At 73.3% G+C, this 6,988-nt stretch carries 7 protein-coding genes; 3 read left to right on the top strand and 4 right to left on the bottom strand.

The annotated features are described in order from the left end of the window. Nucleotides 1-135: 135 nt before the first annotated feature. The 4 genes from AB0I68_RS36745 to AB0I68_RS36730 form a co-directional block, all read right to left on the bottom strand. A complete protein-coding gene (locus tag AB0I68_RS36745; protein ID WP_363181757.1) occupies nt 136-1,023 on the bottom strand; it encodes a 1,4-dihydroxy-6-naphthoate synthase in 888 nt (295 codons plus the stop codon). Then, complete coding sequence (locus AB0I68_RS36740; protein WP_363181756.1) at nt 1,013-1,765, bottom strand: futalosine hydrolase; 753 nt, start codon at nt 1,763-1,765, stop codon at nt 1,013-1,015. Before AB0I68_RS36740 ends, AB0I68_RS36745 begins: the two co-directional genes overlap by 11 nt. A 13-nt stretch (nt 1,766-1,778) precedes the next feature. Beyond that, on the bottom strand, nt 1,779-2,264 hold the full coding sequence (locus AB0I68_RS36735) for a DUF2771 domain-containing protein (protein ID WP_363181754.1): 486 nt from the start codon (nt 2,262-2,264) through the stop codon (nt 1,779-1,781). A 110-nt stretch (nt 2,265-2,374) separates the two neighbouring features. Beyond that, the gene (locus AB0I68_RS36730) at nt 2,375-3,748 is read right to left on the bottom strand and encodes an MFS transporter (RefSeq protein ID WP_363181753.1); all 1,374 of its coding nucleotides are present in this window, start codon (nt 3,746-3,748) and stop codon (nt 2,375-2,377) included. A gap of 391 nt (nt 3,749-4,139) precedes the next feature. Between AB0I68_RS36730 and AB0I68_RS36725 the strand changes: the two genes are divergently transcribed. The 3 genes from AB0I68_RS36725 to AB0I68_RS36715 all read left to right on the top strand — a co-directional run bounded on the left by AB0I68_RS36725 (nt 4,140) and on the right by AB0I68_RS36715 (nt 6,974). Next, entirely contained in the window at nt 4,140-5,048 is a 909-nt protein-coding gene (locus AB0I68_RS36725; protein WP_363181752.1) for a DUF3027 domain-containing protein, read from the top strand. 78 nt (nt 5,049-5,126) lie between these two features. Next, the gene (locus tag AB0I68_RS36720) at nt 5,127-5,345 is read left to right on the top strand and encodes a hypothetical protein (protein WP_363181751.1); all 219 of its coding nucleotides are present in this window, start codon (nt 5,127-5,129) and stop codon (nt 5,343-5,345) included. 138 nt (nt 5,346-5,483) lie between these two features. Beyond that, entirely contained in the window at nt 5,484-6,974 is a 1,491-nt protein-coding gene (locus tag AB0I68_RS36715) for an SPFH domain-containing protein (protein ID WP_363181749.1), read from the top strand. The last annotated feature ends 14 nt before the right edge of the window (nt 6,975-6,988 follow it).

The following is a 6,988-nucleotide window of genomic DNA, read 5'->3' as shown; positions in this document are numbered from 1 at the left end:
AAACGCTCGACTGGAGAACCCCAGCCGAGCGCCTGCGTGATCTACTGACAGCCGCGTAAGCCATCAGGTGTTGCGAGGACCCCAAGAATCCGCCACCCGAGGGCCGGGGCACCGTCGTCTCCACGTGAAACGGCCTTACGGGAAGGCCAGCGCATGCGGCGCGATGGCCGGTACCAGACCCTCCGCGGCGGCCCGCGTCAACAGCCCGCGCACCGCCGCGTACCCGTCATCGCCGAGGTCTGCGGTGAACTCGTTGACGTACAGCCCGATGTGCTGGTCGGCGACGGCCGGGTCCAGCTCCTGCGCGTGGGCGCGGACGTACGGACGGGAGGCCTCCGGGTCGTCCCAGGCCATCCGGACCGACGTACGGGCCGACTCGGCCAGCGCGTGCAGGGTCTCGGCGCCCAGCGAGCGCTTGGCGATGATCGCGCCGAGCGGGATCGGCAGGCCGGTCGTGGACTCCCAGTGCTCGCCCATGTCGGCCAGGCAGTGCAGCCCGTAGTCCTGATAGGTGAACCGGGCCTCGTGGATGACCAGTCCGGCGTCCACACGGCCGTCGCGGACGGCCGGCATGATCTCGTGGAACGGCAGCACGACGACCTTGCCGACGCCCTCCGGCAGCACGTCCGCCGCCCACAGCCGGAACAGCAGGTAGGCGGTGGAGCGTTCGCTCGGCACGGCGACGGTCTTCCCCGCCAATCCCCCGGGCTCCGTCCGGGAGATGCCCCCACGAGCGCCCGGCTCCCGCGTCAACACGAGCGGGCCGCAGCCGCGCCCGAGCGCCCCGCCGCAGGGCAGCAGCGCGTACTCCTCCAGCACCCAGGGCAGCACGGCGTACGACACCTTCAGCACGTCCAGCTCGCCGCGCTCGGCCATGCCGTTGGTGATGTCGATGTCGGCGAAGGTGACGTCGAGGCCGGGCGCGCCCGGGACGCGCCCGTGGGCCCAGGCATCGAAAACGAAGGTGTCGTTCGGACAGGGCGAATAGGCGATCTTGACCGCCGGGTACGGGTCACGACTCATGTCGGTGCTCTCCCCAATGGACGAGTACGGGCCCCAGGGCACGGAATCCGGCGGTGAGCGCGGCCAGCGCGTCCCCGATCCGCCAGGCGTCGCGGTCGCGGGGGCCGACGGCGTTGGACACGGCGCGGATCTCCAGTACGGGCAGCCCGTGCGCGGCGGCCGCCTCCGCGACCCCGAACCCCTCCATGGCCTCGGCGCCGGCGAGCGGATGCCGGGCGGCGAGCCGGGCTGCGCGCTCGGCGGTGCCGGTGACGGTGGAGACGGTCAGCACGGGCGCGAGCAGCGCCCCGGTGGCCTCGGCGGCGCGGGCGGCGAGCCCGGCGGGCGGCAGGTGCACGCTGTGCCCGAAGCCGAGCTCCTGTACGCCGAGGAAGCCGTCGGGGGTCTCGGCCCCGAGGTCGGCGGCGACGACGGCGTCGGCGACCACGAGGGAGCCGACCGGGGCGGCGGGCAGGAACCCGCCGCCGATGCCGGCGGAGATGACGAGCGAGTAGTCGGCCAGCGCGAGCGCGGTGGCCGTGGCGGCCGCGGCGGCAGCCGGTCCCACGCCGCCGACGAGCACGTCGGCGGCGAGGCCGGGCAGATCGCGCCGGGAGAGCGCATATCCTCCCCCGGACTTCGTCCGGGGGGACCCCCAGGGAAGGGCGCGCGGCTCCGGTGTCACCGGGTCCGGATGAGGGGTGAGACCGGCGGCGACGGAGTCTGCCTCCGCCGCCACCGCGGTCACGATGAGCGCGCGCACCGTCGGTACGCGGCTACTTGAGCTTGACGTTGTAGGCCCAGACGGCGAGGGGCTTGCCGTCCTCGCCGACCTGGACGATGTTCAGCTTCTTGGAGGACGGGGCCTCGCCCTGGCCGCCGGTGGCGAAGATGTCGGCGCCGGGGAAGCTGCGGTAGGTGTTGGAGGAGGGCTCGGTGATCGGCTGGCCGTCCAGGACCGCCTGCCACCGCTTGCCGTCCGCGACGACTTCCGGCTCGACACCGAGGCGCAGGGTGTCCCCGCGGCCGTATGCGATGGTCTTGGCGCCCTTCGCGTTGGTGAGGCACTCCTGGACCTTGTCCAGGGAGAGCTCCTTGTCGTCGGAGCAGGTCGCCTCGGTGGACACCGACGACGTGCCGACCGTCACGGTCGCCAGCGGCGTCGGCTTGTCGCAGGCGGAGAGAAGGAGGAGGCCGGCGGACACGGCTCCGAGGGCCGCGACGCTGCGGCGGCCCCTACCCGAGAAAAGCGGTGCGGTCATGAGCCGAAGGCTATCGGGCCACCCGGCTCCGTCGCCGCACGGGGGTGTCCGTGGCCCGCGGCGCGGCGCGCCGCCCGGCCGCCGGGGCCGCGTTTCGCGCCCGGACACCCCTACGCCACCCGGGGGCGGGGGGAGCCCGGGTGGTGGTGGCGGGGGGAGACGAGGAGGCCGCGGACCGCCATCGTCGTGCCCGCCGCGACGATGGCCGCGGCGACGGCCATACCCAGTACCCCGTTCAGCGGCAGCGCGATGCCGATCGCGCCGCCCAGCACCCACGCCACCTGGAGCAATGTCTCCGAACGGGCGAACGCGGACGTCCGTACCGCCTCCGGCACGTCCCGCTGGATCATCGCGTCCAGCGACAGCTTCGCCAGCGCCTGGCAGAACCCGGCAGTCGCCCCCAGCACCGCCATGAACAGCCCGCTGAAGAACACCGCCGCCAGGATCGCGACCACCAGGGTCACCGACAGCACCGACGCGATGATCGTCTCCGGCGCCCGCGCCCGCAGCCACGCGCCCACCGCCGTCCCGCAGGCGTTCCCGACGCCCGCCGAGACGCCCACGATGCCCAGCGACACCGCCGCGCTCTGCCCGGCGAGGGGGTGCTCCCGCAGCAGGAACGCCAGGAAGAAGATCAGGAACCCGGACAGTGCGCGCATCGACGCGTTCGCCAGCAGACCGCACATCACCGCCGGGCTCACCGTGCGCAGCCCCGGCTTGGGCGAGTGCGGCTCGTGCGTGGACAGCCGGGCCCGCCGCTCGCCCTTCGCCTCGTCCACCTTGTGCGGCAGCGTGAACGCCGCGAACGTGCCCCCGATGAAGATGGCGCAGGCCCCGTACAGCGGCCACGGCGGGCCGATGGTGTGCAGCCCCGCCGCGATCGGCGCCGCCGCCGCCGTCGCGAGCAGGCCGGCCAGCGTGACCCGGGAGTTCGCCTTGACGAGTGAGAACTTCGGCGGGAGCAGCCGCGGCACCACCGCACTGCGGACCACCCCGTACGCCTTGGACGCGACCAGCACGCCCAGCGCCGCCGGGTAGAGCTCCAGCCCGCCCGTGGCCACCGCGCCCGACATCATCACCGCGAGCAGCGCCCGCGCGAGCATCGAGCAGGCCATCGCGGCCCGCCGCCCGTGCGGCAGCCGGTCCAGCGCCGGGCCGATCACCGGGGCCAGCACGGTGAACGGGGCCATGGTGATCGCCAGGTACAGGGCGACGCGGCCGCGTGCCTCGTCCGTGGGAACCGAGAAGAACACCGTCGAGGCCAGCGCCACGGTGATCATCACGTCGCCGGCGCCGTTGACGGCGTGCAGTTCGATCAGCTTGCCGAGGCCGGATTCGCCGGCCCCGTGCGCGTGAGTGGCCCGCCTGATTCCGCGGGCCGTACCGGTGAAGGGGCGGTGCAGGGCACGGCCGACAGCCCGGCCGGCCCGTCTGGCCGGTCCCGAGCCGTCACGGGACGACCGTACGGGTGCCACAATCGACATAGTGCCCCACTGACCCCTCAGGGTCCCGTCCCGGCGCGTTACGGGCGCCCATCGGGTCGCCGTCGGGCCGCTGTCCGGCCGTCGTCGAGGCGATGTCGGAGCGGTGTCGGCGTGCGGGCTTGTCCGCGAATCGGACCTTGCATGTGGGCCCAAGGCGTCGGAGGAGGTAGCGTGCGTAGCGCGCCACCGGCGGTTGCTCTCGGCCGCGCGCCTCTTCGCGATCCCGCAGAATGGATAGCAGGTAGGTGCGCCCGAGGCCGATCGGGTGCGGACGTCGACGCGGCCCTCTGGTCCGCTCCGCCCGCGCCACGTACGGACAGGACCGACGGGTCGTTGTGGACGACAGTACGGACGGCGCACTCGTGAGACGGCGTAGGAGAGAACGAGACCTGTGAGTGCTGCGACGACGCGAAGCCGTACCCCCGACCGCCTGTGCGCCGAGGCGGTAGACCTCGCCCGCGCGGCGGCCGAGGAAGCCGCCGCTCCCGGAGTGGTGGGCGAGCACGTCTCCGCCGTGGCGGAGGGCGACCGGGTCGTCACGCACTTCTTCGAGTGCAAGGACCCCGGCTACCGGGGCTGGCGCTGGGCCGTCACCGTGACGCGCGCCTCCCGCGCCAAGAACGTCACCCTCGACGAAACGGTGCTGCTTCCCGGCGACGACGCCCTCCTGGCCCCCGAGTGGGTGCCGTGGAGCGAGCGGCTGCGCCCGGGCGACATGGGCCCCGGCGACCTGCTGCCCACCGACGCCGAGGACCTGCGCCTGGAGCCGGGCTGGTCGGGCGAGGACGTACCGCCGCCGAACTCGGTCGTCTCCACCGAGATGGCGGAACTGGTCGAGGCCGAGGACGCCGACGTCACCGACCGCACGGTGGTACCCGTACGGGGTTCCATCGCCTCGGTCGCCGAGGAACTCGGCATGCGGCGCGCCCGCGTCCTGTCCCGCTACGGGCTGCACAGCGCCGCCGACCGCTGGGACGAATCCTTCGGGGCCAAGACACCGATGGCGCAGGCGGCGCCCGCCTCCTGCGTCTCCTGCGGGTTCCTCGTCGCGATCGGCGGCTCGCTGGGCCAGGCCTTCGGCATCTGCGCCAACGAGTTCGGACCGGCCGACGGACGCCTCGTCTCCCTGTCGTACGGCTGCGGCGGCCACTCCGAGGCCGCGGTCATGCCGAAGCCGCTGCGCCCGGCGCCGCCGGTGCTCGACTCGATGGCCTCGGACGAGTTCCCGCTGCGCCCGGTCCCCGACACGGGCTCGGTGCCCGTGTCGGACCTCCCGGCCGCGGACCTCGGCCACTCGTAGCCGTACGAGCCGTAAGGGCGAGAGGTACGCGCGGTCCGGCGGGGCGACGGCCCCGCCCCGGCGGCGTACCCTCGGCGCATGGGGGAAGCCGACATGGTGGGGCTGGACGGCCGGGTGACCGGGACGGTGGGCCCGGGCCTGGTGGGCGAGGTCATCGTCCGCATCCGGGGCGGCGCGGAGCACTTCCTCGCGTACCCGGCGCAGGGGACGGGCCGGCTGCCGGTCGGAACGGTGGTGACGGTCGTCGAGTACCTGCCGCCGCGCACGGTGTATGTGATGGCGGCGTACGACAACTGAGACCTGTCGCCACCTGCGCGGATGTGGTTCGTATCAAGATGGCGACAAGAACCCGCCGACATCTTCTTAACGGCGGGGCACAGGAGCACACTCGCCTTCGTCAGTGTCGAACGGCACTGCGATAAGGGGGCGTTGCCGATGGCTATCGGCGTCGTGGCGGGAATCGTTCTCGCCGCAATCCTGGCCTTGCTCGGCCTGTTCAAGCTCATGTGGCGGGTGGCCGAACCGAACGAGGCACTCGTCATCTCCGGCTCCACGCACAAGACCGAGGGCCTCGGCGAGGGCATGGGGTTCCGGATCGTCACCGGGCGCGGAACCCTCGTGGTCCCCGGTGTCCAGGCGGTGCGGAAACTGTCGCTGGACCTCAACGAGACCCAGCTGAACGTGGACTGCGTGACCCACCAGGGCATCCCGCTGCGGGTGAAGGGCGTCGTGATCTTCAAGATCGGCGACGACCTGGTGTCCATCGCGAACGCGGCGCGCCGCTTCCTGGACCAGCAGAAGATGATGCCCGAGCGGGTCCACATCGTCTTCGCCGGCCATCTGCGCTCCATCGTGGGCGGATTGACGGTCGAGGACATGATCCGGGACCGGGAGAAGCTGACCGGTCAGACCCGGGCGGCCTGCGGTACGGAGATGGAGAAGCTCGGCCTGATCGTCGACTCGCTGCAGATCCACGAGATCGAGGACCCGACCGGCTACATCAAGAACCTGGCGATGCCGCACGCCGCCGCCGTCCAGCGGGACGCGCGCATCGCGCAGGCCGAGGCGAACCGTCTCGCGACCGAGGCCGAGCAGACCGCGTTCGCGCGGATGGCGGAGGCCACCCGCGACAGCGAGATCCTCCAGGCCGGCTACCAGGCCGAACGCGACAAGGCCGCGGCGACCGCCCGCCAGGCGGGCCCGCTCTCGGAGGCGGCGGCCCGCCAGGAGGTCGTCGTCCAGGAGACCCGGGTCGCCGAGCTCGAGGCGCACCGGCGCGAGCAGCAGCTCCAGGCCGACGTGCGCAAGCCCGCGGACGCGGCGGCGTACGAGACCCGCACCCGGGCCGAGGCCGAGCGCGACGCCCGCATCTCGGCGGCGCAGGCCAAGGCCAAGGAGACCGAGCTGGCGGCCGCTGCCGAGGCCACGCGCGTGACGACGGCGGCGACCGCGGACGCGGCGGCCACCGAGGCACGGGGCCTGGCGGCCGCGAAGGCCACCCGGGCGACCGGTGAGGCCGAGGCCGCGGCCACCCAGGCGAAGGGCCTCGCAGTGGCGGCGTCGGCGAAGGCCAAGGGTCTCGCCGAGGCCGACGCGATCAAGGCGCGGGCCGCCGCACTGGCCGAGAACCAGGAGGCGGTCGTCGCCCAGCAGCTCGCCGAGAACTGGCCGGCGATCGTGGAGGCGGGCGCCGGGGCCTTCGGGAACGTGGAGCACATGGTGCTGCTCAACGGCGCCGAGGGCATGTCGGAGATGTTCGCGAAGGCGCTGACCATGGGCGGCACCGGCCTGGGCCTGGCCCGCCAGCTGCTCGCGTCGATGTCCCAGCCGGCCGCCCCGGGGACCACCCCGGGCGCCCCGGGCACCGGCCCGGTGAACGGCAGCACGGCATCCTCGTCCCACCAGATCCCGATCGCGGACGCGTAACCCGCCCGGCACGG

Source organism: Streptomyces sp. NPDC050448 (assembly GCF_040655295.1).
GTDB lineage: Bacteria > Actinomycetota > Actinomycetes > Streptomycetales > Streptomycetaceae > Streptomyces.
This window is presented reverse-complemented; position numbering and strand designations above follow the sequence as displayed.